Here is a 25,554-nt window from a genome sequence, read left to right on the forward strand (position 1 = left end):
GGCTAGGAAACAGGAATAACGAGTCCGTTGTAGAAGTCGTTGATGTAGGCCTTCGTTTCGTCCGAGGTCAGCAGCTCGTAGAGCGTGGTGACGCGAGGGTCGCTCGTGAGCTCATCGCGGGTGGCGAGCACGTTGTAGTACACGCTCGAGGTGCCCTCGGTGACCAGCTGCAGGTCACCTGAGAGGCCAGCAGCGCCGGCGTAGTTGAAGTTCACGATCGCCGCGTCCTGGTCATCGAGAGCCGACGGCAGGCTTGCTGCGTCAATCTCGATGAAGTTGTAGTCGTTGGGGTTCGCGGTGATGTCCGACACGGTCGACGGGGCATCCGTGGTCTCAATGAGTCCGGCTTCCGCAAGCAACAGAAGCGCACGGCCCTCGTTGCTGGCATCGTTCGGCAGGGCGATCTTGGCGCCATCCGGCAGATCAGCGAGCTCGTCAACGGTCTTCGAGTACAGCGCCAGCGGCGGGAGGTACACCTGGCCAACAACGGCGAGGGTGTCACCCGTGTTCTCGTTGTACAGGTCGAGGAACGGTGCGTGCTGGAACAGGTTGACGTCGAGGCTGCCCTCGCTCAGCGCAGGGTTGGGCGTGGTGTAGTCGGTGAACTCAACGATGTCGAGTTCAAGGCCAGCAGCCTCAGCCTGTCCGCTGTCGATAACGAACTGAACGATCTCGCCAGCCGGTGTCGCCGTGGCGCCGACGGTCAATGAACCGAGAGTGCCATCAGTCGGAGCGGCCTCTTCGGCGGGAGCCGAGCATCCGGCCAGAGTGAGAGCGAGCACGCCAGCGGCGGCAACGGTCGAGAGTGAGAAGAATTTGGAGCGTGACATTACTAATCCTTTGGTGAAGGGTCAAACAGATGGGATGAAAGAGAACTACGTGGGGGTAAGCCGCCGACCGCGTCAGCGGTGAGACATTCGGTTGGCCAGGCGCGCGCCGACCACTTGAACGATCTGCACAATCGCCACCAACACGATGATGACCGCCACAATGTGGATGACGCTGTAGCGCTGGTGACCGTAGCGAATAGCAACATCACCCAGACCTCCACCACCAATCGCGCCCACAATGGCGGAGTAGTTCACAATCGACACCACTGTCGTCGTAAAGCCACGGATGAGGCCGGGAACAGCCTCAGGAATGATTACCTTCAATACCAGCTGCCAGCGAGTCGCTCCCAGCGAATGGCCCGCTTCAACGAGCCCTTCGTTTACTTCGCGCAACGAGATTTCGACGATGCGGGCGTAGAACGGGATCGCCGCCACGGTCAGCGGCACAATCGCGGCCGTAACACCAAACGCCGAGCCGAGAAGAAGCCGGGTGAAAGGAATGAGCGCGATCATCAAAATGATGAACGGGATGGAGCGCCCCAGGTTCACGACCGTCTGGGTGACCGCGTTAATGATGCGGCCGGCGACAATGCTGCCGAACGGACGCTCGAGGATGCCGCCGCGGTCGGTGACGACCAGAAGCGTTCCGAGCGCCAGCCCGATCACGAGTGTGATGAGCATCGTGACGCCCACTTGGTACAGGGTCTCCCCCGTTGCTTTCAGGAGCGTTTCGAACAGCTGCGACCAGAAGCCGGGAGCAGTGGAATCAATCATCGTCCGCTCCTCACAATCTCAACAACGAGGCCCTGAGCGCGCAGGTCATCAATCGCAGCAGTGTGCTGCTCGATGGTGCCGGGTAGTTCAAGGCGCGTGCGACCCGACTGTGCGCCTCCGATAGTTTCCATCGCAGCGCCGAGCAGACCAACATCGAGGTGATGGGTTCTAGCCAGCTGGGCCACGACAGGGCGCTCAGAAGACAGGCCCACGAACGTGACGTCGATAACGGTGGAGGTTCCTTCGGGCAATTCACCAAGCGGAAAGAGCCCACGAGCCAGCTGCGAGCCCGGTTGGCTCAGCAAATCGACCAAACGGCCATGTTCGAGAATGCGGCCACCGCTCATGAGTGCTGCAGAATCGCAGATGCTTTTGACAACATCCATCTCATGCGTGATGAGCAGAATGGTGAGCCCCAGCTCTTTGTTGAGGCTGCGCAGCAACTGCAGGATCGAGTCGGTGGTTTCGGGGTCGAGTGCGCTGGTCGCTTCATCGCTGAGCAACACCCGGGGGCGGGATGCCAACGCCCGGGCGATACCGACGCGCTGCTTCTGACCGCCCGAGAGCTGAGCCGGGTACTGCTGAGCTTTGTGCTCAAGGCCAACAAGTTCGAGGATCTCATTGGTGCGTGCGGTGCGCTGACGACGCTCAACGCCCACAATTTCAAGAGCGAGTTCAACGTTTCCGCGAACGGTGCGGCTATCGAGCAGGTTGAACTGCTGGAAGACCATGCCGATCTCGCGACGGGCCTGAAGCAGTTCGCGGTCGCTGAGCGCGGTGAGTTCGCGGTCAGCAACGGTGACCGTTCCCGAGTCGGGACGCTCAAGAAGATTGACCGTCCGGATGAGCGTGCTCTTGCCCGCACCGCTCTGGCCGATAACTCCGAAGATCTCGCCGCTCGCGACGGAGAGACTCACGTCATCGAGGGCGCGAACTGGATTCGCGGCATCACCAAAGGTCTTGGTGACGGAAGATAGCGTAATCATGAAACCCCAGTGGGAGAAGGTGACTGGTGAAAGTCGCCCCGGGGTCGAACTGCCCGGCTAAAACAAGCAAACCAGCACGGTGCAACCCACACAAATTGGGTTACGAAGTGTGAAGTTTGTTACTCCGAATCAGCATCAGCGTCTGTTGCCACAGGCGTGATGGTGATCGGGATGACGGGGCAGTCGCTCCAAAGGCGCTCGAGCGAGTAGTAGAGGCGGTCTTCCTCATGGAAGATGTGCGCAACGACGTGGCCGAAGTCGAGCAGGATCCAGCGACCCTCAGCACGGCCTTCGCGACGCAATGGCTTAGCGCCAGCGGCGATCATCTTCTCTTCGATCTCGGAGGCGATCGACTGAACGTTACGTTCGTTGCGACCGGTCGCGAGGAAGAAAATATCGGCATACGGCATGGGACCGGTGACGTCGAGCGCAACCATATCCGTCGCCTGCTTGGCGTCGGCGGCATTCGCGACGATGGAAAGTAGCTCGTTGGCACGAGGAGAAGCAGTCACAGGATCCTTAATCGGAAAAAAGCTGAAGGCAAAGAGTTAAACCTACAACATGTTGAAGGCGAAGGCCGCCACGAGCAGCCCCGCCACGACAACAGCCATCGACGCTGCTGAGATGAGCAGTACCGTCAAAGCACGCGTGCCCTTGGGTTTCTGCGTCTGCGTAACGGACTGGTTGGAGAAGGTGCTGACGGCCTTGACCGCGCGCACGGGCGCCGAATCAGTCGACACCATGTCGCTGTCGTTGAGATCCAGGAGAGAGTCAATGTCGCCCTTGTCGAAGCGGTCAGAAACACCGCTCGCCGAGAGAGTGCTCGGGAGGTCGATTGAGCCGGTGAGCATCGCTTCGCCACTCGAGGTCAGCGGACCACGGATGTCGGTAGCAAACGGAATCGCTGGCAAGACAAGAGCGTTGGTTGCGCTGCTTCCGCTGCCAATGGTGCGCGTGACGATCGCGTTGTTCGTCTCGTCGTCAGCCTTTGCTTGGCTGGACCAGTGTCCGATCGAAATACCGGAGGCTGCAATAACTGGCGCCGCAGCGGGAGCTGCCGAAGCTTGTGCGGCAGGAGCTTGAGCAGCAGGAGCAGTCGTGGGCTTCGCAACGGGAGCGATGGGGGGCTTCGTCGTCGCCACTGGTGCCGCTATGTCGCCGTCAAGACGTTTGCGCGCGAGCTCATCAAACTCTGCTCGGGCATTGCTCAATGTGGTCTGAGTCGAACCGGTCGTGGTCGACGACGCTTGCGGCTTCGTAGCCGCTGGCGCTGCGTCGAACCCGAGAAGGCCTTCAACGGTGGGACGCGTCGACTGTTCAGGCTTCGCAGTCGTGGCAGTCGAGTCAGACTTCGCACCTTGTTCGGGCGTGGCAGCCGGCATCACCTTGGTGACGGGGTCAGCCGCAACGCTCGCGCTCGGTACGGCAGCACCGCTGGGTGCAGGAAGATCTGCGAGCGGAGACCGTGGAGCTGCGGGAGTTGGCGCGCCCTTGGCTGAACCGTCGGGGTTGGCCAAGAGCGACTCGAACGCGCTGAGCGCATCCGTGGGAGCCGCAGCGGCCGCGGCCGCTTCTGGAACAACAGCAAGAGGGTCCACCAGTGCTGGCGGCTCAATGTAGACCTGAGCATCAGGCGTGAACGAGAGTTCGTCGGCTGTTCTGGCCGGCTTTGACTCAGCGACGGCAGCAGCGGATGCGGCAGCAGCGAGATCGGCAAGGCTAGGACGTGCTGCGGCAGCTGGTGCCGCGTCTGAAGCCGGCGCCGAAACAGTAGGAGCAATCGGCGGAGTCGAGGCAGCAGGCGCAGGCGCCGACTGAGTAGGTGCAGCAGGTGCAGCAGGTGCAGCAGCAGCTTGTGTCGGCGCGGCCTGAGCCGGTGAAACAACGGGAGCAGCAGTCGTGTCGTTGGCGGCTTCTTCGCGAGCACGCAGTTCGCGCAACTCACGGCGCGTCAACTGGCTCACGTCGGCAGCGGCGGAAGCTGCGGGTGCCGCGGGTGCCGCGGCAGGAACAGAAGGCGCAGGCGGTGCTAGAGCGGAATTGTTCTGGCCGCTGACGGCGGGCGGCGGCGCATTCAGATATGAAGCGGCTGCGGCGGGCTGAGAAGCGGCAGGCGGTGCGACTGGGGCCGAAACCGGGGCTGCCGGCGGCGAGGTGGGTGCACTGCGAGGTGTGTGGCTAACGTCAGAAGTGTCGGTGTCGTCGGCTTGCGACGGGAAGGTGGTGAATCCTTCAACTGTGGGCTGCTCGTCGGACGAGTGTGTGCGCTCACTCTGACGCGCCGCACGTCGCGACTGCGGCGGCGGATCGTGAAAAGTGGTCATTAAATACTCCGATATAGGTGGTGCTTGGCGATGTACTGAACGACACCATCCGGAACCAGATACCAGACCGGGTAACCCCGACTGACCCTGTTTCGGCAATCGGTAGATGAGATCGCAAGCGCCGGCACTTCTAACGAGCTTACGCCCTGCTCAGGCAATCCACTAATGGTTAAGGCGTGTCCTGGCCGTGAAACTGCTATGAAATGGGCGAGTGTCCAGACCTCGTCAACGTCCTTCCATTCCATGATTTGAGCCACGGCATCCGCGCCCGTAATGAAGAAAAGGTCGGCGTCAGGATAGGTCTTGCGCATGTCGCGCAGGGTGTCGATCGTGTAGGTCGCACCTTCACGCTCGAGATCAACCCTGCTGACGTTGAAGCCGGGGTTCGCCGCGGTCGCGATGACCGTCATAAGGTAGCGGTGCTCCCCCGACGTTACGGTGTCCTTCATCCATGGCTTACCCGTGGGAACAAACACAACCTGATCGAGGTCGAATTGAAGCTGAGCTTCGCTGGCCGCAACAAGGTGGCCGTTGTGGATGGGATCGAAGGTTCCACCCATGATGCCGACGCGTTCGCGCCGTGGCGCCGTCTCGGCGGTCACAAAAAGGCCTTAGTGGCCTGCGCCGTGAGCGTCGCCAGCCTTTGCCGGCTTAGCCACATGACGGTTCGCAACATCACGGAAGCTCCACGTGACGAAACCGAGGGTGGTCAACACGACCGCTGCAATGAGCGGGAAAGCAAGAGCAGGCAGCACGAGAGGCGCAAGCTCTTCGCTCGACGCAAGAACGTTCAGAAAAATCGACATCAGATCTCCATTCACAAAACCACTAACAGTCTAGCCGCGGACTTGACCGCTGCCGCGCACAACCCACTTGGTGCTCGTAAGTTCCGGCAACCCCATGGGGCCTCTCGCGTGCAGCTTCTGGGTCGAGATGCCCACTTCGGCACCGAAACCAAACTCCGCACCGTCGGTAAAGCGGGTGGAGGCATTGACCATGACCACGGCGGAGTCCACTTCTGCAAGGAAACGATCCGCATTCGCGAGATCATTCGTGATGATCGATTCCGTGTGCTTCGTGGAATAGGTATCGATGTGTTTGATCGCTGCATCGAGGTCGGCGACGACCCGCACCGCGACATCCAAACTCAAGTGCTCGACCGACCACGCGTCGACGTCGGCGATCTCTGCCGACGGGAACAGCTCGCGAGTGCGCTCATCAGCATGAATCGTGACGCCCGCCTCGGCCAATCGCGCCAGCACTGCGGGAATCAATCGTTCGGCTGCACGCTCGTGAACAAGCAGCGTCTCGAGAGCGTTGCACACGCTCGGGCGTTGAACCTTCGCGTTGTGCACGATCTCAACCGCGGTGGTCTCGTCGGCAGACTCATCCAAGAAAATGTGAACGATTCCCGCTCCGGTCTCGATCACGGGAACTGTCGACTCAGTAACGACGGCCTGGATCAGCTGAGCGCTTCCGCGCGGAATCAGCACATCGACAAAGCCACGGGCTTGCATCAACGCTTTAGCCCCCTCACGACCAAATTCGTCGACGGTCTGGACGGATGCCGGGTCGATGCCGACGCTCGACAACGCAGACTGAATAACCTCTACGAGCACGCGGTTGGAGTCTTCGGCAGCCGAACCACCCCGAAGGAGCACAGCATTACCGCTCTTGAGCGCGAGGGCAGCGATATCGATCGTGACATTGGGCCGAGCTTCGTAGATCGCCCCAATGACGCCAAAAGGCACGCGCGTTTGCGCCACCGAGAGCCCGTTGGGCAGTACTGAGCCGCGCACAACGGTGCCGACCGGATCAGCAAGTTCAACGATTTCGAGCACTGCTGCAGAGAGCTGCGCGATTCGTTCCGGCGTCAACCGAAGTCGGTCTTGGAGCCCCACGGTCATGCCGCTGCTGCGACCACGTTCGAGATCTCGCGCGTTCGCCTCAACAATTCGATCGGCGTGAGCAACCACACCGGCCGCAATGGCTTCGAGCGCGGCATTCTTCTGCACCGTAGTAACGGTCGCCAGAGTGCGCGATGCGGCACGTGCGGCGCGAAGTTTGTCGTCAATAGAGAGCGCGGTTGCTACTGAATCACCCATGATCAGAGTGTAGCGGCGCTCATCCACCCGGCTCGAACGTTACGCGGCGATGACTGCAGCGCGAACTACCGCGGCAGCTACAGAGCGGCGGGGTCTGCCTCGAACCAGGTCCCGATCGACTCCCCCGCCAGAGCGGCAGCGACGCTGCCTGTTTCAGCGAGTAATACCGGGATGCCAGCCGCCGCAGCATGCTTGGCAGCAGCAACCTTTGTTCCCGCGCCTCCGGTTCCGACTCCAGCCGCACCGATGTCGCCAAAAGTGACATCGCTGAGGTCATTCGCGAACGACACCACGTCTATGCGCTCAGCTCCAGGCTCAGACGGCGGCTTTGTGTACAGCGCGTCAATGTCCGACAGCAACACGAGCACATCTGCTCGAACCAACACCGAGACGAGCGCAGCAAGGCGATCGTTGTCACCAAAGCGGATCTCGTGGGTTGCGACAGTGTCGTTCTCGTTCACGATGGGCAGGATCTTCAACCCAAGCAAGCGTTCGAGCGCGCGCTGAGCATTGCTGTGGTGGGTGGGGTTTTCCATGTCCCCCGCCGTCAACAAGATTTGCGCGGCGACAACGCCGTAGCGGTCGAAGCTCTCTTGGTAGCGGTAGATGAGCACGTTTTGGCCCACGGCAGCCGCGGCTTGTTGGGTCGCGAGATCGGTCGGCCGACCATCCAATTTCAAGAAAGGGATGCCGGTGGCGATTGCGCCGGATGATACAAGAATGACTTCAGAACCGGTGGCATGAGCTGACACGAGAGCATCAACTAGAGCACCGATCTGGCCCACGTTGGCACCGCTCACCGACGAAGAGCCGACTTTGACAACGATGCGGCGCGCACGAGGAATCTCGGCGCGCACGGTGGGCTTGTTAGTCACGATCCTCCGGCTCATCGTCACGCTGAATAGCGAAACCTTCATCGTCTTGCCACACGCCAGCTTCGCGCTCGCCCTCAAGCTCCGCACGTGCAGCGGCCTTGGCATCCATGCGCTCAAGGTAGTTGCGGCGGCGGCTGCGGTTGGTCTCGCGGGGGTTGTCGTCGAGTCGCGGGTCAGTACCACGCGGCGCGACAATCAATTCTGCGGCAGACGACAACGTCGGCTCCCAGTCGAAGACAACGCCTCCGCCGGCACCGATGATGACGGTAGAACCGGGAACGGCGCCCGCCTTGAAGAGATCGTCTTCAACGCCGAGGCGTGCGAGACGGTCAGCGAGGTAGCCCACTGCTTCTTCGTTGGTGAAATCTGTCTGGGCAACCCAACGTTCGGGCTTATCGCCCACCACGCGGTAGATGTTGCCGTACGTGCCACCCTCGACCTTGACCGCGAAGTCTTTCGCGTTCACGGCGCGGGGACGCAAGACAATGCGCTCCTTGGCCGGCTCAGAGATGCGGGCTTCACGGTCGGCGAGCACGAGTGCTGCCAAGGCGAAAGAAAGTTCACGGAGACCGTGGCGGGAGACTGCCGAGACTTCAAAGACGCGGTAACCGCGGCCCTCGAGCTCAGCCTTGACCATGTCAGCAAGTTCGTTGCCCTCAGGAACATCGACCTTGTTGAGGGCGATGATCTGTTCGCGCTCGAGGAGAGGCTTCTGCCCCTCGGGAACGGGATACGCCGCAAGCTCACCAAGAATGACATCGAGGTCAGTGATGGGGTCGCGACCGGGCTCCAACGTTGCACAGTCAAGGACGTGCAACAGAGCAGTACAGCGCTCAACGTGGCGCAGGAACTCGAGGCCGAGCCCCTTGCCTTCGCTGGCACCCTCAATAAGACCGGGAACGTCAGCGATCGTGTAGCGGACCTCGCCAGACTCAACCACACCGAGGTTGGGGTGGAGAGTCGTGAAGGGGTAGTCAGCGATCTTGGGCTTAGCCGCGCTCATGGCGGCGATCAGACTCGACTTTCCCGCGGAGGGATAACCGACGAGTGCGACATCAGCAACAGTCTTGAGTTCGAGGTGAATATCGCCCTCAAAGCCAGGCGTGCCGAGCAGCGCGAATCCGGGAGCCTTGCGCTTCGTGGATGACAGCGCGGCGTTGCCGAGTCCGCCCTGACCACCGGGAGCAACGATCAGTCGCATTCCCGGGGCATCCATGTCGATGAGAACTTCGCCTGAAGCATCACGGACCACGGTGCCGACGGGAACAGGAACCAGCAGCTCTGCGCCGGCGGTGCCAGCCTTGTGGTCACCCTGACCGGGCTGACCGTGCTGAGACTTGCGGTGCGGTGAGCGGTGGTAATTAAGAAGTGTTGTTACCTGCGGGTCACTGACGAGAACGATGTCTCCACCGTCACCGCCCTTGCCACCGTCGGGGCCGGCGAGAGGCTTGAACTTCTCGCGCTTGACCGAAACACACCCATTGCCACCATGGCCTGCTAGGAGATGAAGGGTTACCTGGTCGACGAACGATGCCACAATGGTTCCTCCTGTTCTCGTGAGCTAATGACTGGCCTGTAGTGCCATCTTAAATGGCGAGAGCGAGCCGAAGCTCGCTCTTCGCTGTAACGCGTGCCTGCAAGCAGGCTGCGTGGAAATGCCGCGGAAAGTTACGCGGAAACGATGTTGACGACCTTGCGGCCGCCCTTTGCGCCGAACTGAACAGCGCCCGGTGCGAGAGCGAACAGAGTGTCGTCGCCGCCACGGCCGACGTTAACGCCGGGGTGGAAGTGAGTGCCACGCTGGCGAACGATGATTTCGCCGGCGAGAACCTCTTGGCCGCCGAAGCGCTTTACGCCGAGGCGCTGTGCGTTGGAATCGCGGCCGTTACGGGTGGAGCTTGCGCCCTTTTTATGTGCCATCTGTCTAGAAGTCCTTTACGTCCGTCAGCAGTTACTTGATGCTGGTGATCTTGATACGGGTCAGTTCTTGACGGTGACCCTGGCGAACCTTGTAGCCGGTCTTGTTCTTGAACTTCTGGATAACGATCTTGGGACCGCGCTCATCGTTCAATACCTCGGCAACGACCTTGATCTTCTCAAGCGCCTTGGCGTCGTGAGTGATCTTGTCGCCGTCAACGAACAGAACTGGAGCGAGCTCAACATTGCCGTTCTTGTCGGCTGCGATGCGGTCGAGAACGACAATCGTGCCGACCTCTACCTTCTCCTGCCGCCCACCGGCGCGCACAACTGCGTAAACCACTTTTGACCCTTACTTAACGATTGAATAGCTAGAACTACTGAAGCTTGTGGCGAATTCTGCGGGCTTTGCCCAGCACACGCCAAGGATCAACAATACTCGACGTGGGCACTCCCGGTCAAACGACACGCTGCAGTAGCTTTCGACTGAATCAATCATGATCTTGACCCGACGAAAACGAGAACGTGTACACCAACATTGGTCACGATCTCAACGATCGGAACCACAACTCGGGTGCAGCAGAGTCCATAGTACGTTGCGAATGGGCACTGGGTCAAAACCTCCACCTCACGATTCGCCGTCAATTAGGCTCACAGTATGACCGTGTTGATCGACCAGCCAATTTGGCCAGCCCACGACACGGTCTGGGCGCACATCGTCAGCGATGTATCACTCGACGAATTGCACGAGTTTGCGAGCCGAGCCGGCATCCCCCGTCGCGGGTTCGACCTCGACCATTACGACGTACCTGCCCGCATGTGGACACAGCTCGTCACTCTCGGAGCGGAACCCGTCGGCGTGCGCGAGTTCGTGCGCAGGCTAGAAGCGAGCGGGCTGCGCGTAGCCCAACGCGACCGACCAGCGAAGTAGTCAGCGCGCTCCGGAGACGCGCGCCCGGCCATCTGCGGTCCGCCTAGCGAGCGGACACCTGCAGTCCGCGTAGCGCCGCAAGGGCGGCATCCGTCGAATCAATGGGTACGAAGATGTGGTCGTGGTGACGTCCGGCGATGACATTGCAGCTGATCTGAACATCACCGAGCGCCTGCGCAAACGCTGCCGTCAGCCCCACAGCTTCGAGAGCGGACGTGACCGTAAGTGTGATCCACGACGAGCGGAACTCATGCGCGATGCCCTGACGCACGGCATCCGCCTCGGACATCACGACAGAAAGCCCCTCAGGCTCCCGCATCAGCGCCACAATCGAAGACTCGTCGACCTCCGCCAGCGAGCCCACCGTCGCGAACACGAAGACGCCCTCGTTGAGATGAGGCTCCATCGACGCAACCAACTCGTTGAGATCAGAAATCGCTGTCATAGGACGAACCTAGCGCCACACGATGCCGAATCCCTCAACACTGCGCGTCACCGCGCCCGTCGCAATCTCCACAAGGTAGGTCGTCACGCTCTGCGGACGCGGATTCTTCACATACTCATCAGAGTCGAAGTTCGAGACGTTCGGTTGCACCTCGACCGCCACAAACTGGTTGTTTGGCGACACGTGGAAGTCCAAAATTGCACCCTTGTCATCAACCGTTTGGTACAGGATGCGCGAAGCCTCACCGTCATCGAAAGCCAGCACACTGCTGAACGAGCCGCCGTCGGCATCCACCAACACCATCTTGGCAACCAGGTTTCCTGCAGCATCCGCATCGGTTTGCCCCAAGAAAGGCTGCTCACCATCGATTGTCGACGGGTTCAAACGCGACTCGGTACCGTCGGAGAGCGCGACCGCCGCACTGCCTCGCGGATCAACGACCACCACGGTCGAACCGTCGGCCGAGACCCGATCGAACTCGAAGTAACCGCCGAGCGGCACCACCAAGCCCGATGCCGTATCGACCCGCACGAGCGTGCTCTCAGTCGTGAGCGCCACAATCGTGGACGAACCAGGCATAAATTGCCAGCCAACGACCCGCATGGGGTCGCCATCCAAGTCAGTTACGGCTACGACGTCACGGCCACGATTAACATCCATCGTGTACAGAGTGTGCGAGACCGTGGGAATTGGTCCCGGATCGAGACTCGAAATCGTGAAACCTAAGAGTGAACCCGAGCGGGCCGCATCCAGATCTGCGACTTCACCGACTTCGGGAAGTAACACTTGTTCGGTGACTCCCGTGTCGGGGTTCACGAGCGTGAGGGTTCCAGTGCGATCAGCAGCCGCGGTCGTAACCGCAAACACGTCCCCTACCGGCACGAACTCTTGGATGCCTTCTCCCGAGTACACCACGGTGCGCTCCTGCGAACTCATCCCGGTCTGCACGATCTCGTCGTTCGGCACGCCACGGTCGAGGTAGTACAGCGTGGGTTCCCCCGTCGTGAACGAATAACTCAGCGTGGACTCAGACCCACCAGAGGGACTCACGACGTCATCCACCGACACCGTGTACTCCGTGTCGTAGTCCAACGCTTCCGCAAACTGCACCGAGATCAGGTCGCCCTCACTCGACACCGTTGCCGCGACATCCGGACTAACAGTGACCGCGCCAGAGTCCACAGCAGCGAGAGTCTGATTCGCAAAGAGACGCAACGTTTGATCTGACGATGACACCACCGCATCCACATCGACCTGAGCGCTCGACAACTTGGGTCCCTGCAGGTACCCCAGCCCGAGAAAAATTCCGCACAGCGCCAGCAGCACGCCAACCGTCCAGGCGAATGTTCGCCGGAACGAGTGGATGCTGTGCTCCGTCTCCGGAGGACGTGGACTAATAGAGATATGGCTCACTCGGCCGCTCCACAACAGTCATCGTCTCCGGAACAAGGACGAGCGGCAGATCGCTGCGCGAACTCTGGTTGACCTCAAAGGACCCGGTGATCTCCACCCACGCATCAACATCGAACTCGTTCGCCCAATCCGGGGCGTAGACGGCAACACCCGTGGGCTGCGCGTCAACAGCGCAGCACGTGACGGTGAAACGCGAGAGATAGAAAATGTTGGCGGGATCATCTTCGCTGGCCGTGATGAAGCCCACGACATCCGCCGTCTTGTTCGAATAGAAATTCGGATCGCTTGTTTGACGGAGCAAGGACGACCAATCGACGACTGTGAAACTCGCGATGAGTTCATCGTCGGCATTCGCGACCTCATCCACGTTCTGACTATCACTGCCCACCGTGGAACCAACAATGTCGCGCTGACTTGCGGTAGCACTCGACAGCGTCGCCGGAGGCACAATGACCAACGTGAGAGCGACAACACCGGAAACCAGCAGTGCCACTCCCCCGACAATGCGAGACCAGCCGCGGGGAGCCACCGTTTCTTCGGTATTCGCCGGACGGATTGCGAGGCTCAGCACACCCATCACGAGCGCGAGAGCCGCCATAACTACCGTGAACACCACATAGCGGGGGTGAATGTAGAGAACGAGCTGCTGAGTCGCCCCAAGCCACACCGTGGCGCTTACGGCCACGAGAATCAGGATGACGCCCCACCAGCGTTGGAGGCTAGACCACATAGTTGATCACCAATCCGATAAAGGCACTCATCAGGGCAACGACAAGCGATAGCTGCAGCAGCACCTTGGCCGTAAAGGTAGTGCGCATAATGGCCAGCATCTTGATGTCGATGATCGGTCCGAACACCAGGAACGTCACGATAGAACCGGGCATGAAGGTGCTGGCAAAGGGCAAAATAAAGAACGCATCAACGCTGGAACACACAGAGATCACGAACGCCAGCGCCATCATCGCGAGAATCGACCAGAGTGGATTGCTACCGAGCGACACCAAGACGTCTCGCGGTACCGCAACCTGAATGGCGCCCGCGATGAGCGAGCCGATGAACACCGCTGGCATGAGCACGCTGGACTCGCGCATGAAAATGTCGAGACTTTTTTCTGTGCGCGACTGACGGGGCCCGTGAGAACCCACCGCACACTGCTGAGCGAAACGACCAGTGAGCATCGCGTTGGGCTGCGGGTGCAAGCTGAAGAGCCAACCCACGATGTTGGCGATCGCAAGGCCACCAAGAATTCGCCCCACGAGGATGCCGTCATCGAAGCCGAAAGCCTGATGAGTCGTCACAATCGTGATCGGGTTGATAATCGGCGCCGCCAACAGGAACGTCATCGACTCGGGCACCGAGAAGCCCTTGAGGATCAGCCCACGGGCGAGAGGCACATTGCCGCACTCGCAGACCGGCAATGCAATGCCGAACAAGGAGATTGCGGCCCGACGCAACACCGGACGCTGCGGCAAATACCGCATCAGCAAGTCATCCGGAAGCCACGTCTGCACCACAATTGACAGCAGGATGCCGAGCACAACGAACGGCAGCGACTCGATGATGACACTCGTCGCCAAGGTGAGAAGATCAGCGGTGAGACCCGGGACGCCGACGGACTCTAGCTCTCCAGTGAACGCTCGCAGCGCGAAGATTGCCGCGACACCGATCGTGCCGAAGGCCAACCACAACCAACGGTTTCGTGACCGGCGAGGTCGATGATCATGCTGATGATGGTGATCATCGACGCTCGCTGGCAAAGTGGTGCTCACGGATAAACCTTACAAACTCGAAACTACTAAAGTGCCGAGTGTCGAATAACTAGTTGTCGTCAGTCGGCGTTGCGGTAACAATCTTTCCCTGGCTGCTAGCGCGACGTGAACCGCGAGCCTTGCCGTGACCAGGCTGCTTGGGCTCAGGAAGAGCCTCGAGAACCGAACCCAGAATCTGCTCCGCATCCTGCGTGCTGATCTTGGGAGTCGAGCTCTCGGTCTTCGTGATGGGAATGTCGAAAATGGCAACAGAAGCTTCGGCGACCGGCTCAACAGCATCACTCGAGCGCTGAGCGGGCTGAGCTGACTTGTTTCCGCCCTTGCTGCGTCGTGACTTCTTGGGCTCGGGAGCCGCCGCTGTCTCGGTCGCTGCAGGAGCGGATGCCGCGGCATCCACTGCTGAAGTTTCACTAGCCTGGTTTTCGACGACAGGAACGACGGTGCTCGCGGCAACACGAGCAAGCGCGTTGCGCACGTCTTCAGTGATCGCGTGAGTGCCGTTGCTCGGAGCCGAAGCCGGAGCAGCATTCTTCGCGGAGTTGTTGGACTGCTGGGTTTGCGATCCACCACCGTTGCCGTTGTTGTTGCCGTTGTTGCCGTTCGAGTTGCCCGAGTTGCTGTTCGAACTGCCGGAGTTGTTGTTGCCGCCACGGTTGCGCCCACGGCGTCCCCCACCAGCCTGCTCGTTCTGTGTCGGCTGCGAGCGGTGCTTAGTGACGGGGTCGTGATGAACGACTACACCGCGGCCAGCACACACTTCACAGTTCTCGCTGAACGTCTCAAGCAGGCCAAGGCCAAGCTTCTTACGCGTCATCTGCACGAGACCGAGTGACGTCACTTCAGCAACCTGGTGCTTCGTGCGGTCACGGCTCAAGCACTCCACGAGGCGACGCAAGACGAGGTCACGGTTGGACTCGAGAACCATATCGATGAAGTCGACCACGATGATTCCACCGATGTCACGCAGACGCAGCTGGCGAACGATTTCTTCCGCAGCTTCGACGTTGTTCTTGGTGACGGTCTCTTCAAGGTTGCCGCCGGAGCCGACAAACTTGCCGGTGTTGACGTCAACGACAGTCATCGCTTCCGTGCGGTCAATGACGAGCGAACCGCCCGAGGGCAACCACACCTTGCGGTCGAGAGCCTTCTCGATCTGCTCAGAAATGCGGTACTCCTCGAAGGAGTCAACTGTTCCCTCGTGAGCCTGCAGACGATCGAGCAGGTCAGGTGCGACCGAACGAACGTAGCCCTCAATAGTCTTGCGAGCGTCGTCACCCTCGATAACAAGCTTGTGGAAGTCTTCGTTGAAGACATCGCGAATGATCTTGATCAGAAGATCAGGTTCAGAGTGCAGCAATGCTGGGCCCTGGTTCTGAGCGTTCTCAACCTGCGCGCTGATGTCAGCCCACTGGTTAGTCAAACGGTTCACGTCAAGCGTGAGCTGTTCCTCAGTCGCGCCCTCGGCTGCGGTGCGCACAATGACACCGACGTTCTCGGGAAGAACACCCTTGAGGATCTTCTTGAGACGCGAACGCTCCGTGTCGGGCAGCTTGCGGCTGATACCGCTCATCGAACCATTGGGAACGTAGACGAGGTAACGACCGGGCAAAGAAACCTGACTCGTGAGTCGGGCACCCTTGTGGCCTACCGGGTCTTTTGTAACCTGAACAAGAACGCGGTCACCTGGCTTGAGCGCGAGCTCAATACGGCGAGCCTGCGGCTTGCCATCAGCAGAGTTCTCAGCGGCGGCATCCCAATCGACTTCACCGGAGTAAAGCACAGCGTTGCGGCCACGCCCGATGTCGACAAAGGCTGCTTCCATGCTGGGCAGAACGTTCTGAACGCGACCGAGGTAGACGTTGCCGATGAGGCTCGCATCTTGAGCCTTCGCTACATAGTGCTCGACCAAGACGCCGTCTTCGAGAACACCAATCTGGATGCGATCAAACTTCGAGCGGACCACCATGACGCGGTCAACGCTTTCACGGCGCGCGAGGAACTCGCTCTCCGTTACGACGGGACGACGACGACCAGCATCACGGCCATCACGACGGCGCTGCTTCTTCGCCTCAAGGCGAGTAGAGCCCTTGACGCGAGTGGGTTCATTGCTGGGCTCTGCCTGCTTGCGAGGCTGGCGAACGCGCACAACGGTGTTGGGCGACTCGTCACCGGGACGAGCATCCTCACCAGAACGACGACGTGAGCGACGGCGAACGTTGCCCGCTTCGTCTTGGCCCTCGTTATCGTCTTTGCTGCGGTTGTCCCGACCGTCGCGGTTGTCACCGCTGCGGTTGTCAGAACCAGCACCGTTGTCGTTGCGCGAACGCGACGACCGGGCCGGAAGCTCGGGCAGATCGGGAAGATCAGGTGCCTGAAAGAGCAGCGACGTCGTCGACGGCGGCGTCAGTCGAGCTGCCTTCGCGGTCGTTGCCTTCTCGGTCTTCGCTTTTTCGGCCGGTGTCTTAGCGGCCGGGCTCTTGCGTGAGCGTGAGCGTGCGGGAGCTGATGAACCGGTCTTTGCGTCTGCGTCCACGTCTGCCTTAGCGGCAGCTGGCGCGGTTGCCTCGGAGTTCGCGGCCGTGGGCTCGCTCGCAATTTCAGCCTTCATGCCGGTGACGGCATCTGGGACCTCGCGACCAAGGTGTTCGCTTGCCGTCTTCGCAGCGGGACGCTGAGAAGACTTCGCTGCACGGGGCGCGCTTGCGGCGACCGGAGCGTCAGCTACGGGCGAGTCGACCGGCGGCTTCTGTGCCACAGGCTTCTCTACCGGCGCTTTTGCCGAAGGAAGAATACGGCCGAAAAGGCCCTTCTTCTTGGGAACATCTTTCGAATTATTGCTTTCATTCACCATCGCTGGTGTACTCCTAGCCCTTGTAGGCGACCGCGCCACCCACCGGGTACTCTCTCGTGCGCTATTCCCCCACCAAACCTATGGTTCAGGAACCGCTACTAATTCTTCAGGTCCTGCAACGGGCCCGTGGCTCGCGTTGCAGTTGTGCTCTCTCACAGCACTTCGGAACTGGCTATCCGACTCACACAACTAGCGTTGCGCAACTGGTCCGGTCGCTATGCCCGGGAAGACTTCTTGGTGTTGTTCCGAGCGCGGCTCGGAATAACTACGCTTCATTATCGCATGCATTCTCAGAAAGTGAGCCTGACGCGCGTGCGATAATCCCAGCATGACTGCTTCCGGGGTTCGCAACAGGCCCATTGCCCTCGCAATTTTTCTGATATTCGCTGGGCTTGTGGGGCTCTGGGCGTCGTTCCAGCTCACACTGGAGAAGCTCCATGTGCTCGAAAACCCGGATGCCGTGTTGAGTTGTGACTTCAGCATCGTGGTGCAGTGCGCAGCCAACCTCGAGTCAGCGCAGGGCGCGTTGTTCGGCTTCCCCAACCCCATCATTGGCCTGGTGGCGTTCATGGCGCCAGTTGTTGTCGGTGCCGCAATACTCGCCGGAGCGCGCTTCAATAGTTGGTTCTGGGTCACCTTCAACATCGGAGTAGCGGGCGCCTTCGCGTTCATTCTCTGGCTCGCCTACCAGAGCATTTTCAACCTCGGCACTCTGTGCCCCTGGTGCATGGTCGTGTGGTCGGTCACGATCCCCATGTTCTGGGCAGTGACACTGCGCAACATCAAAGTAGGCGCGATTCGCGCTCCCCGTCCGCTCCGCAAGGCTGCCAGCACCGCCTACAGCTGGGTCCCTGTGATCACGATTGTTGGCTACATCATCATCGCGATTGTCGCCCAGATTCGACTCGACGCTCTGTCGTACCTGTAAGACATATTCCCCCAGGGGAACACAACAATGGCGAGGGCCTGACGGTTGTCAGGCCCTCGCCATTGTGTTGTGGACTGAACGGTTTAGCCGCTGAGAATGCCGCGCTAATCCGTCGCTTGCCCGTGAGAGCTATAAGAGTTCAGGAAAGCGATTTAGGCGAACCAGAGTGCAAGCTCACGCGCTGCGGACTCAGGCGAGTCACTGCCGTGCACGAGGTTCTGCTGAACAGCCAGGCCCCAGTCGCGACCGAGGTCTCCACGGATCGTTCCGGGAGCTGCCGTAGTCGGGTCGGTCGTGCCCGCGAGAGAACGGAATCCCTCGATCGCACGGTTGCCCGCGATGCGCAGCGCGACCGTCGGCCCCGACTGCATGAAGTCGAGCAGCGGCTCGTAGAACGGCTTGCCTTCGTGCTCGGCGTAGTGCTGCGACAGAAGGTCGACATCCGCCTGCACGAGACGCACGTCAACGAGCTGGTAGCCCTTGGCCTCAATACGGCGAAGGATTTCACCGGTCAAATTGCGAGCAACGCCGTCAGGCTTGATCAGTACAAGGGTCTCTTCGATGTTCATTGTGTCTCCTCAGAGGGGGTGGTCATGGACTGGGTGTTAAGAATTTCGGCCTTGGCGCGGTCGAGTTGCTGGCCCTTGATGAAGCAATAGATCCAGATGCCAGCGAAACCTGCCCCCACGAAAAACATCGGCGTGAGGATGAAACCAAGAGCAATGAGACCGACCTGCAGCGCCCAACCGACCCAGAGGGCCCCCGGGCGGTGCAGCATCCGGGCAAGCGCGACGAACACGACGATCAGAACTGCTCCCCCGATGAACGCCGGGGCCGGAGCGAGAGCTTTGAGCCCGAACGCCGTGAGCGCTACGAAGAAGATCAGCGTGGCATCGAGCACCAACACGATACTCAGCAATAGTTCGGTGACGGAGCGCTTTCGGCGAACCGTGGGTGCGGAGGTCACGGCTTCCAACCCTCTGCCTCAGCGAGAGCAAGAGCCTCGCCAACAAGAGTGATGGAACCGGTCACGACGACAGCCCGGCGTTCGTTTTCTGCCGCCCAGCTGCGCGCCAACTCCATTGCTTCAGCAAAGGAATCAAAATCGGTGGTCTCATCGGTGAACGCGCGAACGGTCTCAACGAGTTCCTCCGGAGGAACGGCCCGGTCCGACTGTGATGCCGTCACATAGAAGCGATTAGCAATGGGGGCAAGAGCCTCCACGATGCCAGCAGCATCCTTGTCGTCGACAACAGCGATGACAAAAGCGATGTCTTCGAACGTGAAGTATTCCTTGAGCGCCACGGCGAGAGCCGCTGCGCCATGAGGGTTGTGAGCGGCATCCACAATCACGGTGGGTTCCGCACCAATAACCTGCAGTCGCCCCGGCGACGCGACGGTAGCGAGCCCTTCAGCGAGCACATCGTGAACGAGCGCCTGGCTGCCAGCGCCCAAGAACGACTCGACGGCAGCGATAGCGAGCGCGGCGTTGTGCCCCTGGAACTCACCGAACAACGGCATGAACAGGTCAGAGTAGGTGCCTGCGAGTCCGCGCACCGAAATAAGTTGGCCACCCACGGCAACATTGCTGCTGAGGAGTTCGAAAGCATCGCCCTCGACACCAATTGTGGACTCGGTAAGATCTGCCGCGCGCTCCAACTCGATCTGGGCATCCGACGACTGAATAGCCGACACGATCGCGGCAGCCGGCTTGATGATGCCCGCCTTGGTGCGCGCAATCTGCGCGATTGTCGTGCCCAAACGATGCGTGTGATCGAGCGCAATCGGCGTGAACACGGCAACTTGACCGTCGGCGACGTTCGTGGAATCCCACTCGCCGCCCATGCCAACCTCAAGAATGGCGACGTCGATAGGAGCATCCGCGAAGCTCGCGAATGCCAGCACCGTCAGCGCCTCAAAGTAGGTGAGCGCTTCTTCGCCCTTGGCCATCAGCTCGGCATCGACCATGAGCAGGAACGGGCGGATGTCAGCCCAGTTCTCGGCCAGCGCTCGGTTAGAAATCGCCCGGCCATCAATCACGATGCGCTCGTTGACCCGCACAAGATGCGGACTCGTCATGAGCCCCGTGCGCAGCCCGTAGGCGCGCAGAATGCTCTCGATGATGCGACTCGTGGAGGTCTTGCCGTTGGTGCCCGTGATGTGAATAACGGGGTAAGTGCGCTGCGGGTCGCCGATCAACTCGACGGCGCGACGAGTTGCTTCGAGACGCGGTTGAGGCGCCTGCTCCCCCACTCGCGCAAGCAGTTCTTCGAACACGTTGTTGGCATCCGAGAGGTATTCAGTGTCTTCGAGTTCGAAGTCTGAATCCTCGTCGATGTTGGTGCCCTCAAAACCATCAGCGAAGGGGCTGAGGTCGGCGAGGGGATGCTCCGGGCCGAGTTCGGCGCGTTCTTCGTCGGTCAGCGACGCCTCAATGGGGTCGCCGTTTTCATCGAATTGGCCGTCGTTGCCGAGTTCATCATCGCGGTCAGACATTGGTCGTTCCCATCTTGGTGATGTCGATCACCAGCGCGCCGATATTGGCGTATTTTCCTGCCGCGAGTTGCGTGCGGTGCACCTCTAGTGTGCCCTCTTCGAGGTCATTCGCGAAGGCCTGAACGGTGGATTGCGCTGCAAGCGTTTCTGAGGAAATCATGGCGCTGTGGAATCCGATGGCCTCGTGGTCGGCGGGGTCTAGCGCACCAATCGTCAGAGAGATGCGGTCGCTCACGTCGAAGCCTGCCGCCTTGCGGGCATCCTGAATCGCACGGATGACATCGCGAGCGAGGCCCTCCGCTGAGAGTTCCGGAGTGAGCTGGGTGTCAATGATCACAAAGCCACCCTCGGAGAGGAACGCGATTGCGCTCGCTTCGTCGGCCGCTTCCATCTGGAGTTCGTATTCGCCGGCTTCCAGCGGCATCCCGTCGACGGAAACACCGTCGGCCGTGGTCTCCCAGTTGCCGGCCTTGGCCTCCTTGATGACCTGCTGCACTTGCTTGCCGACGCGCGGGCCGAGAGCCCGAGCGTTGACAGTGAGCTTCTTGGTGATGCCGAAGCTCTCCAACGAACCCTCTTCGAGAGCGTCAAACTTCACAGCCTTGACGTTGAGCTCATCGCGAAGGATGTCGCTAAACGGTGCGAGGGCTGCGGGAGTGTCGCTCACGACCGTCAGCGAAGCCAACGGCAGTCGAACGCGCAGGCTGCGCGCCTTGCGCAGAGCAAGTCCGCTCGAGGCGATCTCGCGCACCCGGTCCATCGTTGCAACCAGATCGTGGTCAGCAGGGAATGCTGAGGCGTCAGGCCAGTCCGTGAGGTGAACGCTGCGGCCGTTGGTGAGGCCGCGCCACATCTCCTCGGAGACGAGCGGGAGCAGCGGAGCAGCAACGCGCGCCACGGTCTCTAGGACGGTGTAGAGCGTGTCGAAGGCATCCTTGTCGTCGCCGCTCCAGAAGCGGTCACGGCTGCGACGCACGTACCAGTTGGTGAGCACGTCGGCGAAGTCGCGGAGCTTTGCCGCTGCCATGGGGCTGTCGAGTGCGTCGAGCTCAACGGTGACATCCTCGATCAGCTCTCGCGTCTTAGCGAGCAAGTAGCGGTCGAGAACGTGCGTCGAATCGGTGCGCCAGCTCGCCTCATAGTTATCGGCAGCGTTGGCGTAGAGAGTGAAGAAGTAGTACGTGCTCCACAGCGGCAGCAGCATCTGGCGAACACCATCACGGATGCCCTCTTCGGTGACCATGAGGTTTCCGCCACGGATCACCGAGCTCGACATCAGGAACCAACGCATCGCGTCAGCACCGTCACGCTCGAACACCTCGGAGACATCCGGATAGTTGCGCAGGCTCTTCGACATCTTTTGGCCGTCATTGCCCAGCACGATGCCGTGACTGATGACGTTAGAGAAGGCCGGGCGGTCGAACAGCGCCGTCGAGAGCGTGTGGAGAGTGTAGAACCATCCGCGAGTTTGACCGATGTACTCCACGATGAAGTCGGCGGGGCTGTGGGTGTCGAACCACTCTTGGTTCTCAAACGGGTAGTGCACCTGAGCGAACGGCATCGAGCCCGAATCGAACCACACGTCGAGCACGTCTTCGATGCGACGCATCGTCGACTGACCACTCGGGTCGTCGGGGTTCGGGCGCGTCAGCTCGTCGATAAACGGGCGGTGCAGGTCGGGCTCGCCCTCGTGGTTGAGAGGCAAGCGGCCGAAGTCAGCTTGGATCTCGGCCAGGGAACCGTAGACATCCACGCGCGGGAAGTCAGGGTTGTCGCTCTTCCAGATCGGGATCGGTGAACCCCAGTAGCGGTTGCGGCTGATCGACCAGTCGCGGGCATTGCTCACCCACTTGCCGAATTGGCCTTCCTTGACGTTTTCGGGGACCCAGTTGATCTCCTGGTTGAGCTCGCCCATGCGGTCGCGGAACTCAGGAACCTTGACGAACCAGCTCGACACAGCCTTGTAGATCAGTGGGTTGCGGCAGCGCCAGCAGTGCGGGTAGGAGTGCTCGTAGCTGGCGACCTTGAGCAGGCGGCCCTCTTCGCGCAGCAACTTCGTGAGCGGCTTGTTGGCGTCGAACACCTGCATGCCTTCAACGGGCGGCACCGACGGCAAGAACTTGCCACCATCGTCAACCGAGATGACAACGGGGATGCCTGCAGCGGCACACACATTTTGGTCATCTTCACCGTAGGCGGGCGCCTGGTGCACGATGCCAGTACCTTCACCGGTGGCAACGTAGTCGGCGACCAAGAACTGCCACGCGTTTTCGGTGCCGTACGTTTCGGCATCCGCATAGAAATCCCAGAGGCGGTCATAGCGAACGCCCGCGAGTTCGGCACCCTTGATGGTGCGCGTGACTGCTGCAAGAGCTTCCTCAGCGGTCTCGTAGCCAAGTTCTTTCGCGTAGGCCGCGATGGTGTCACCCGCAAGCATGAACTGGGCGGAGCCCTGCTCCGAACCGTCGCCAGCACCGAGCGCGCCAGCAGGCAGAATCGCGTAGTCGATGTCGGGGCCGACAGCGAGAGCAAGGTTGGTGGGGAGCGTCCACGGGGTGGTCGTCCAGGCAAGAGCCTTCACGCCGGTGAGCCCCAGCGCTTCTGCCTTCACACCGTCGAGCGGGAACGTGACCGTGACGGTCTGGTCTTGACGCATCTTGTAGACGTCGTCATCCATGCGCAGTTCGTGGTTGGAAAGCGGGGTTTCGTCATTCCAGCAGTAGGGCAGCACTCGGAAACCCTCGTAGGCGAGGTCCTTTGTGTGCAGCTCCTTGAACGCCCAGATGACGCTCTCCATGAAGTTGACGTCGAGCGTCTTGTAGTCGTTCTCGAAGTCGACCCAACGCGCCATGCGCGTCACATACTCTTGCCATTCGCCGGTGTACTTGAGCACCGATTCGCGAGCGGCGGCATTGAACTTGTCGATGCCCATCTCTTCGATCTGGCTCTTCTCGGTGATGCCAAGCTGGCGCATCGCTTCGAGTTCAGCGGGGAGTCCGTGGGTGTCCCAGCCGAAGCGGCGGTGTACTTGCTTGCCGCGCATGGTCTGGTACCGCGGAAAGAGGTCTTTGGCGTAGCCAGTCAGCAGGTGACCGTAGTGCGGGAGGCCATTGGCAAAAGGAGGGCCGTCGTAGAAGACCCACTCATCGGCGCCTTCACGCTGATCAATGGATGCCTGAAAAGTGCCGTCTGCCTTCCAGTACGAGAGCACTTGCTCTTCGATCGCCGGAAACTTCGGTGACGGCGCGACGGAATCGTCTGAGCTGTGGCGGGGATACGACATGAGGCTCCAGTGGTACGTAGGTGCGAATAATCTGCACGAGGACGACCTCTCAGCCGCGGTACCACCCCGCTTATGCACCCGGAGGCACACCACTCATATCGCTGTAACGGGCTTACCCGTTCGGTTCTACCGCCGCCCGCTCCCCGCCGAAGCTGAAGTTGAGATGGTTTCTTCCGAACGCTCCCCGGTGATAGCCGGTTCATAGCGTGTGGCAGCAATGATACGCGAGTTAGCTGACCGTTGAGCGCTATTTCTTGGCGATAGTAGCGAGCGTTTCTGCTGCCAGCTGAGCATCGTGCATCGTGACGATGAACTTTTTGCCGTTCATCCGGGTCACTTCGATGGCATCACCTTTGGAGAGAACGATGCCGCTGCGGCCATCGGGAGCCCAACGCCAGCCGTAGCCACCGAACTCGCCCATCGGGTTGACGTCGACGACGGCGACGGACTCGATCTGGTCTGGCGCGATGGTGGTGCGAGGAAAGCCCAGAGCAGAGCGGACCTTAAGCCCACGCTGATCGATTGTCACACGCCACGAAAGAGTGCTGACGGACAGTGCGATCACGAAGAGTCCGATGACAGCGGGCAAGAGGAGTTCGTCGGGATTGCTGACCGCCTGCACTGCGAGGGCAATGGCCAGAGCGGCGAGGGCAGCGCCGACGATAATCACGACGCCTGGACCAACCCGCGTCGTGGTGGAGAAGTGCACGCGTTGCGTAGCAGCCCCCGCGATGGGCTTCGCGGTGACCGGGGTCGACTGAATGTACTCGGCGGCAGGAAGCATGAGCCAGGCGAATAAGGCCATGATGAGCGCGATAGGGAATGCGGCAATGGCGATTCCCCCGATCGCAGGAGCATTCTCAGCGTTCTCAAGTCCTCGCTGAACAGCAAGTGAGCCCGCCGCTGTGACGCTGAGCGTAATCGATAGGAACATGGATGCGGCCACCATGATCTTGTGCCCCCAGAGCATTCCGCCGTTGGGACCACCCTTCCAGCTGGCGAAGGCGGCAAGCGCCGCGAAGATTAGCGTCATCAGTAGCGGCAACACAATCACGCTGCCCACGGTGGAGTATCCGTCTGGGCCTGAGGTTCCCCAATGCGAGGCAACCGGGCTCGGAAGCTCAGGGATCCACAGCGCCATGATGAAGGCAGCGGCCAGCGCGATTACGAGCGGGATCACCACGCCGATCACGATGATCAGACGGCGGTTTCGCGTGAGTTGGGGCGAAACATTCTCGGCGGGAAGGGTCATTGGTATTCCTCTCGGATGAGGGCGGTAAGAGTAGCGAGTGAAACCTTGTGGGCGCGCGCTTCAGCGACAACAGCGGTGATGCCGTCGGCGAGCGAATCGTAGCTCTGGGCGGTGGCGGCAACGATTGCTCCACGACCGCGGCGGAGTTCGATGAAGCCCTCGTCGCGCAATTCTTGGTAGGCGCGTAAGACGGTGTGCATGTTGACGCCGAGAGAGCTGGCTAGTTCTCGTGCGCTGGGGAGCCTCTCCCCTGCTGTGACGGTCTTATCGATGACAGATTGGCGGATACTCGCCGCGAGTTGCTCGAAGAGCGGCGTCTCGGACGCGGGATCCACTCGAACTAGCATGACGTCATCATAATTGTTCTAGTTGGAC

The 25,554-nt window shown here is 60.5% G+C and carries 25 protein-coding genes; 2 read left to right on the top strand and 23 right to left on the bottom strand.

The genetic code is table 11. From position 1 onward, the window contains the following. Nucleotides 1-2: 2 nt before the first annotated feature. From ACWFSR_RS08690 to rplU, 12 genes are all read right to left on the bottom strand, one after another. The gene (locus ACWFSR_RS08690) at nucleotides 3-830 is read right to left on the bottom strand and encodes a MetQ/NlpA family ABC transporter substrate-binding protein (RefSeq protein ID WP_197105870.1); all 828 of its coding nucleotides are present in this window, start codon (nucleotides 828-830) and stop codon (nucleotides 3-5) included. Between the two features lie 72 nt (nucleotides 831-902). Further along, nucleotides 903-1,604 carry a methionine ABC transporter permease gene (locus ACWFSR_RS08695; RefSeq protein ID WP_197105871.1) on the bottom strand — a complete coding sequence of 234 codons (702 nt, stop codon included), beginning with the start codon at nucleotides 1,602-1,604 and terminating at the stop codon, nucleotides 903-905. Then, nucleotides 1,601-2,590 (bottom strand): methionine ABC transporter ATP-binding protein, encoded by a 990-nt coding sequence (locus ACWFSR_RS08700; RefSeq protein WP_197105872.1) that lies wholly within the window; start codon nucleotides 2,588-2,590, stop codon nucleotides 1,601-1,603. Before ACWFSR_RS08700 ends, ACWFSR_RS08695 begins: the two co-directional genes overlap by 4 nt. A gap of 119 nt (nucleotides 2,591-2,709) precedes the next feature. Next, nucleotides 2,710-3,102: a ribosome silencing factor gene (gene rsfS, locus ACWFSR_RS08705; protein WP_197105873.1), complete on the bottom strand. Its 393-nt coding sequence runs from the start codon at nucleotides 3,100-3,102 to the stop codon at nucleotides 2,710-2,712. A 42-nt stretch (nucleotides 3,103-3,144) separates the two neighbouring features. Continuing rightward, complete coding sequence (locus ACWFSR_RS08710) at nucleotides 3,145-4,914, bottom strand: hypothetical protein (protein ID WP_447522183.1); 1,770 nt, start codon at nucleotides 4,912-4,914, stop codon at nucleotides 3,145-3,147. Next, nucleotides 4,914-5,516, bottom strand: a complete 603-nt coding sequence (nadD, locus tag ACWFSR_RS08715) for a nicotinate-nucleotide adenylyltransferase (RefSeq protein WP_447522184.1) — start codon at nucleotides 5,514-5,516, stop codon at nucleotides 4,914-4,916. The genes ACWFSR_RS08710 and nadD overlap by 1 nt, the downstream gene beginning before the upstream one ends. Before the next feature lie 9 nt (nucleotides 5,517-5,525). Beyond that, nucleotides 5,526-5,720, bottom strand: coding sequence for a hypothetical protein (locus ACWFSR_RS08720; protein ID WP_197105876.1), 195 nt, complete (start codon nucleotides 5,718-5,720; stop codon nucleotides 5,526-5,528). A 30-nt stretch (nucleotides 5,721-5,750) separates the two neighbouring features. Beyond that, nucleotides 5,751-7,019 (bottom strand): glutamate-5-semialdehyde dehydrogenase, encoded by a 1,269-nt coding sequence (locus tag ACWFSR_RS08725; protein WP_447522185.1) that lies wholly within the window; start codon nucleotides 7,017-7,019, stop codon nucleotides 5,751-5,753. A gap of 77 nt (nucleotides 7,020-7,096) precedes the next feature. After that, nucleotides 7,097-7,894: a glutamate 5-kinase gene (proB, locus tag ACWFSR_RS08730; protein ID WP_307784084.1), complete on the bottom strand. Its 798-nt coding sequence runs from the start codon at nucleotides 7,892-7,894 to the stop codon at nucleotides 7,097-7,099. Beyond that, nucleotides 7,887-9,431, bottom strand: a complete 1,545-nt coding sequence (gene obgE / locus ACWFSR_RS08735) for a GTPase ObgE (protein WP_197109811.1) — start codon at nucleotides 9,429-9,431, stop codon at nucleotides 7,887-7,889. The genes proB and obgE overlap by 8 nt, the downstream gene beginning before the upstream one ends. 131 nt (nucleotides 9,432-9,562) lie before the next feature. Further along, nucleotides 9,563-9,814 carry a 50S ribosomal protein L27 gene (gene rpmA, locus ACWFSR_RS08740; protein WP_197105879.1) on the bottom strand — a complete coding sequence of 84 codons (252 nt, stop codon included), beginning with the start codon at nucleotides 9,812-9,814 and terminating at the stop codon, nucleotides 9,563-9,565. A gap of 31 nt (nucleotides 9,815-9,845) precedes the next feature. Next, nucleotides 9,846-10,154 (bottom strand): 50S ribosomal protein L21, encoded by a 309-nt coding sequence (gene rplU, locus ACWFSR_RS08745; RefSeq protein WP_009772527.1) that lies wholly within the window; start codon nucleotides 10,152-10,154, stop codon nucleotides 9,846-9,848. 315 nt (nucleotides 10,155-10,469) lie between these two features. On the opposite strand from rplU, the gene ACWFSR_RS08750 reads away from it, so the two are divergent. Next, a complete protein-coding gene (locus ACWFSR_RS08750) occupies nucleotides 10,470-10,742 on the top strand; it encodes a DUF4031 domain-containing protein (RefSeq protein ID WP_197105880.1) in 273 nt (90 codons plus the stop codon). Between the two features lie 43 nt (nucleotides 10,743-10,785). Here the strand turns inward: ACWFSR_RS08750 and ACWFSR_RS08755 are convergent, their stop codons facing one another. From ACWFSR_RS08755 to ACWFSR_RS08775, 5 genes are read right to left on the bottom strand one after another with little or no spacing between them, the layout of a single operon-like run. Next, a complete protein-coding gene (locus ACWFSR_RS08755) occupies nucleotides 10,786-11,187 on the bottom strand; it encodes an ACT domain-containing protein (protein ID WP_447522186.1) in 402 nt (133 codons plus the stop codon). A 9-nt stretch (nucleotides 11,188-11,196) separates the two neighbouring features. After that, complete coding sequence (locus tag ACWFSR_RS08760) at nucleotides 11,197-12,600, bottom strand: Ig-like domain-containing protein (protein WP_447522187.1); 1,404 nt, start codon at nucleotides 12,598-12,600, stop codon at nucleotides 11,197-11,199. Further along, a complete protein-coding gene (locus ACWFSR_RS08765; RefSeq protein WP_447522188.1) occupies nucleotides 12,581-13,330 on the bottom strand; it encodes a TIGR03943 family putative permease subunit in 750 nt (249 codons plus the stop codon). The genes ACWFSR_RS08760 and ACWFSR_RS08765 overlap by 20 nt, the downstream gene beginning before the upstream one ends. Then, nucleotides 13,320-14,369 carry a permease gene (locus tag ACWFSR_RS08770; protein WP_307783853.1) on the bottom strand — a complete coding sequence of 350 codons (1,050 nt, stop codon included), beginning with the start codon at nucleotides 14,367-14,369 and terminating at the stop codon, nucleotides 13,320-13,322. The genes ACWFSR_RS08765 and ACWFSR_RS08770 overlap by 11 nt, the downstream gene beginning before the upstream one ends. Nucleotides 14,370-14,418: 49 nt before the next feature. Continuing rightward, nucleotides 14,419-17,220: an Rne/Rng family ribonuclease gene (locus tag ACWFSR_RS08775; protein WP_447522189.1), complete on the bottom strand. Its 2,802-nt coding sequence runs from the start codon at nucleotides 17,218-17,220 to the stop codon at nucleotides 14,419-14,421. 328 nt (nucleotides 17,221-17,548) lie between these two features. On the opposite strand from ACWFSR_RS08775, the gene ACWFSR_RS08780 reads away from it, so the two are divergent. Continuing rightward, entirely contained in the window at nucleotides 17,549-18,148 is a 600-nt protein-coding gene (locus ACWFSR_RS08780) for a vitamin K epoxide reductase family protein (RefSeq protein WP_447522190.1), read from the top strand. A gap of 152 nt (nucleotides 18,149-18,300) precedes the next feature. Here ACWFSR_RS08780 and ndk read toward each other — a convergent pair whose 3' ends face one another. From ndk to ACWFSR_RS08810, 6 genes are all read right to left on the bottom strand, one after another. Then, a complete protein-coding gene (gene ndk, locus ACWFSR_RS08785) occupies nucleotides 18,301-18,717 on the bottom strand; it encodes a nucleoside-diphosphate kinase (protein WP_009772535.1) in 417 nt (138 codons plus the stop codon). Continuing rightward, nucleotides 18,714-19,115: a DUF4233 domain-containing protein gene (locus ACWFSR_RS08790; RefSeq protein WP_197109806.1), complete on the bottom strand. Its 402-nt coding sequence runs from the start codon at nucleotides 19,113-19,115 to the stop codon at nucleotides 18,714-18,716. Before ACWFSR_RS08790 ends, ndk begins: the two co-directional genes overlap by 4 nt. Then, nucleotides 19,112-20,644: a bifunctional folylpolyglutamate synthase/dihydrofolate synthase gene (locus ACWFSR_RS08795; RefSeq protein WP_197105886.1), complete on the bottom strand. Its 1,533-nt coding sequence runs from the start codon at nucleotides 20,642-20,644 to the stop codon at nucleotides 19,112-19,114. Before ACWFSR_RS08795 ends, ACWFSR_RS08790 begins: the two co-directional genes overlap by 4 nt. Then, the gene (ileS, locus tag ACWFSR_RS08800) at nucleotides 20,637-23,927 is read right to left on the bottom strand and encodes an isoleucine--tRNA ligase (protein WP_447522191.1); all 3,291 of its coding nucleotides are present in this window, start codon (nucleotides 23,925-23,927) and stop codon (nucleotides 20,637-20,639) included. Before ileS ends, ACWFSR_RS08795 begins: the two co-directional genes overlap by 8 nt. 247 nt (nucleotides 23,928-24,174) lie before the next feature. Further along, a complete protein-coding gene (locus ACWFSR_RS08805) occupies nucleotides 24,175-25,179 on the bottom strand; it encodes a DUF1648 domain-containing protein (RefSeq protein ID WP_197109804.1) in 1,005 nt (334 codons plus the stop codon). After that, entirely contained in the window at nucleotides 25,176-25,526 is a 351-nt protein-coding gene (locus tag ACWFSR_RS08810) for a GntR family transcriptional regulator (protein WP_197105889.1), read from the bottom strand. The genes ACWFSR_RS08805 and ACWFSR_RS08810 overlap by 4 nt, the downstream gene beginning before the upstream one ends. Nucleotides 25,527-25,554: the final 28 nt, after the last annotated feature.

This window comes from Salinibacterium sp. NYA9b, assembly GCF_976973725.1.

Coding starts and splice junctions, on each gene's coding strand:
- ACWFSR_RS08690 (WP_197105870.1), bottom strand. CDS start 830: ATGTCACGCTCCAAATTCTTCTCACTCTCGACCGTTGCCGCCGCTGGC.
- ACWFSR_RS08695 (WP_197105871.1), bottom strand. CDS start 1,604: ATGATTGATTCCACTGCTCCCGGCTTCTGGTCGCAGCTGTTCGAAACG.
- ACWFSR_RS08700 (WP_197105872.1), bottom strand. CDS start 2,590: ATGATTACGCTATCTTCCGTCACCAAGACCTTTGGTGATGCCGCGAAT.
- ACWFSR_RS08710 (WP_447522183.1), bottom strand. CDS start 4,914: ATGACCACTTTTCACGATCCGCCGCCGCAGTCGCGACGTGCGGCGCGT.
- ACWFSR_RS08720 (WP_197105876.1), bottom strand. CDS start 5,720: ATGTCGATTTTTCTGAACGTTCTTGCGTCGAGCGAAGAGCTTGCGCCT.
- ACWFSR_RS08725 (WP_447522185.1), bottom strand. CDS start 7,019: ATGGGTGATTCAGTAGCAACCGCGCTCTCTATTGACGACAAACTTCGC.
- rpmA (WP_197105879.1), bottom strand. CDS start 9,814: ATGGCACATAAAAAGGGCGCAAGCTCCACCCGTAACGGCCGCGATTCC.
- ACWFSR_RS08750 (WP_197105880.1), top strand. CDS start 10,470: ATGACCGTGTTGATCGACCAGCCAATTTGGCCAGCCCACGACACGGTC.
- ACWFSR_RS08755 (WP_447522186.1), bottom strand. CDS start 11,187: ATGACAGCGATTTCTGATCTCAACGAGTTGGTTGCGTCGATGGAGCCT.
- ACWFSR_RS08765 (WP_447522188.1), bottom strand. CDS start 13,330: ATGTGGTCTAGCCTCCAACGCTGGTGGGGCGTCATCCTGATTCTCGTG.
- ACWFSR_RS08775 (WP_447522189.1), bottom strand. CDS start 17,220: ATGGTGAATGAAAGCAATAATTCGAAAGATGTTCCCAAGAAGAAGGGC.
- ACWFSR_RS08780 (WP_447522190.1), top strand. CDS start 17,549: ATGACTGCTTCCGGGGTTCGCAACAGGCCCATTGCCCTCGCAATTTTT.
- ndk (WP_009772535.1), bottom strand. CDS start 18,717: ATGAACATCGAAGAGACCCTTGTACTGATCAAGCCTGACGGCGTTGCT.
- ACWFSR_RS08795 (WP_197105886.1), bottom strand. CDS start 20,644: ATGTCTGACCGCGATGATGAACTCGGCAACGACGGCCAATTCGATGAA.
- ileS (WP_447522191.1), bottom strand. CDS start 23,927: ATGTCGTATCCCCGCCACAGCTCAGACGATTCCGTCGCGCCGTCACCG.
- ACWFSR_RS08805 (WP_197109804.1), bottom strand. CDS start 25,179: ATGACCCTTCCCGCCGAGAATGTTTCGCCCCAACTCACGCGAAACCGC.
- ACWFSR_RS08810 (WP_197105889.1), bottom strand. CDS start 25,526: ATGCTAGTTCGAGTGGATCCCGCGTCCGAGACGCCGCTCTTCGAGCAA.